The following is a 2,537-nucleotide window of genomic DNA, read 5'->3' as shown; positions in this document are numbered from 1 at the left end:
TTGTCCATCATAAGCTCGATGAAGGACAAAACCCACCACAAGAACCAACGATTTGTCCATCATAAGCTCGAATCATTGGCTTCTAAGGTGAATAGTATATTGGCATTAGATAAAAAGGCTTTCACGTGTGGTTATTAAAATTTCGTATTAGATTTATATTTTTACCTATTGCCAATTCTCTGAAAATTACATATAATTTACATTACCACTATCTCTAACTTGCTTACAACAGAAGTTTATGTTACTAGATAAAATGAAAGGAGTGCCCCATTTCGGGACACTCATCTTTACCACTATAAATCTAAGATTAGTTGGATCTTTCTTCTAACCAATCAGCTATGGTAGGATACGTAATTTTTGTTGCTTGGCTGCCATAAGTTATTGAGGTATGCCCAACTGGTAAAACTTTAAATTGTTTATCTTCACTTGAAATTGCATTCATCAATGCTTCAACTTGATGTGGTGGGGCAATGAGGTCGTTTACCCCAGCTAAATTGAGCACATTAGCCGTGATATTTTCAAGTTTAACCTTTTGACCACGAATAACCAGTTCGCCTTTTATCAGTTTGTTCTTTTGATAGAAGTCCCTAATCCACTGGCGGTAGGCTTCACCAGGGAATAAAATTCCGTCGTTTAACCATTTTCGCAGTAGTTTAAAGCTCTTTATGAAATTTTCATTATCTGCACGATCAACGAGACTAATAAATGGTCCAAAGTTGGTGCCCATTGGATTGATCATTTTGTTTCCAAAATCAATCATTTCTGGTGGAATCACACCAAGGGTATCTACCACTTTATCGATATCAAAATATCGCTCATCTAGCATCGCACCATATGCGCCGCTATTTTCAAAATTAAAAGGACTAGTCATAAAGATAAGGTTGCGGATTGGTAATTCAGGGTGTAGTGCCGCAAATGCAGACGTAATTGTTCCACCCATGCAATAACCAAGGATCGATACTTCCTCAACCTTAGATCTTCTCATTACCTTACGAACTGCACGTGGTATATAGTCCATAATGTAATCATCTAGTTTCATATGTCTATCTTCGTAACCTGGTGTACCCCAGTCAAGGAGATAAACATCAAACCCACGTTCAACCAAATATTCTATTAAACTGCCACCTTTTGTTAGATCCAAAATATAGGGTTTATTAATAAGCGCATAAACCAAAAGAAGTGGAATTTTATGTTTTTTTGGGTGATCGGATATATACCGATAGAGTTTCGTTTTATTTCTAGTCCAAACTACTTCTTTCGGTGTAGGTGCTACTTCCGGTTCGGGATCGGTTGTTAACACTTGACTTGCCCTCATTACACGTTGAAACATCTCTTGGTATTGTTGAGGTGCAAATTCGAGCACCTCATTCCATTCTTTCATCAGAACATTAATGACTGTTCACTCCTTACATGATTTTTTTACTCTTTTAATATATAAAGAAATTCGTTCCTTCATGACACTTACATGTAAAGTCCACCGTTAATATTTAATTGCTGACCAGTAATATAGTCACCATCTTTACATAAGAAAACCACACCACGAGCTATTTCTTCTGGTTTGCCTAAACGTTTTTGCGGTACTTTTTCAACAATTCCTGCAAGAACTTTTTCAGGAATAGCTTGAACCATCTCGGTTCCAATAAATCCTGGGCAAATCGCATTCACGGTTACCTTACTTTTAGCAAGTTCAAGAGCAAGAGATTTAGTGTACCCAATTAGTCCTGCTTTTGCAGCAGCATAGTTGGTTTGTCCAAACCCTCCAGCTTGTCCAATAATAGACGAAATGTTGATGATGCGACCTGCATCTGATTCAAGAAGGTAAGGGAGAGCGGCAGATGTATTATTGTAAACACTGTTTAAATTAACATCGATTACTTTTCTCCAATCTTCTTCGTTCAATTTTTTGAACGTGCTGTCTCTTGTAATTCCTGCATTATTAATTAGGATATCTAATTTGCCATAATGGTTGATGGTTTCTTGCACAAGGTATGCCGCTTCATTACTTTCTGAAACATCTGCTTGAACTGCGTATGCATCTCCGCCAAATTCATTTATTTCTGCAACAACTTTATCAGCTAGTTCTTTGCGGATATTATAGTTAATGACAACCTTCGCGCCATTTTTAGCCAATTCCAATGCAATCGATGCACCGATTCCTCTGCTGCCGCCTGTTACTATTGCTACTTTATCTTTTAATTCTGTCATTGTTGTCCACCCCATCTATTTTAGTTGTTAAAAATAATCTGCTAGTTTACTAAATTACTTGGTTTTACAAGCATTATGTAATCCGTTTCTATTTCGCTTTTTCAGGTGTTTTTAATACAGTCAGGATTTGATTCAATTTATTATCTAAATTCTTCATATCCTTTTTTAAATTCGACAGTTCTGTCTTAAATGACTCCTGATCTCCCTGATTATCCAATTTTTCTTCTAGATCATCCACTTTTGCATCTACATTAACAATCAACGACGAAATGTTGGCAATGTCATTTCGAGAAGGTACGTTCATAAATTCTAAGTATTTTAATTTTGATTCA

2 protein-coding genes and 1 pseudogene are annotated in these 2,537 nt (G+C 36.4%); all 3 read right to left on the bottom strand.

Features of this window, described 5'->3' with window-relative positions; all coding sequences use genetic code 11:
- Window positions 1–307: 307 nt before the first annotated feature.
- Window positions 308–1,393 carry a class III poly(R)-hydroxyalkanoic acid synthase subunit PhaC gene (gene phaC / locus V7137_RS26815; RefSeq protein ID WP_335700904.1) on the bottom strand — a complete coding sequence of 362 codons (1,086 nt, stop codon included), beginning with the start codon at window positions 1,391–1,393 and terminating at the stop codon, window positions 308–310.
- A 68-nt stretch (window positions 1,394–1,461) separates the two neighbouring features.
- Window positions 1,462–2,205 carry a 3-oxoacyl-ACP reductase gene (locus V7137_RS26810; RefSeq protein ID WP_335700897.1) on the bottom strand — a complete coding sequence of 248 codons (744 nt, stop codon included), beginning with the start codon at window positions 2,203–2,205 and terminating at the stop codon, window positions 1,462–1,464.
- A gap of 88 nt (window positions 2,206–2,293) precedes the next feature.
- Window positions 2,294–2,537: pseudogene (locus V7137_RS26805) on the bottom strand (polyhydroxyalkanoic acid synthase subunit PhaR); the annotation flags it as partial.

This window comes from Neobacillus drentensis (assembly GCF_036962765.1).
In the GTDB taxonomy this organism is placed as follows: domain Bacteria; phylum Bacillota; class Bacilli; order Bacillales; family Cytobacillaceae; genus Neobacillus; species Neobacillus drentensis_C.
This window is presented reverse-complemented; position numbering and strand designations above follow the sequence as displayed.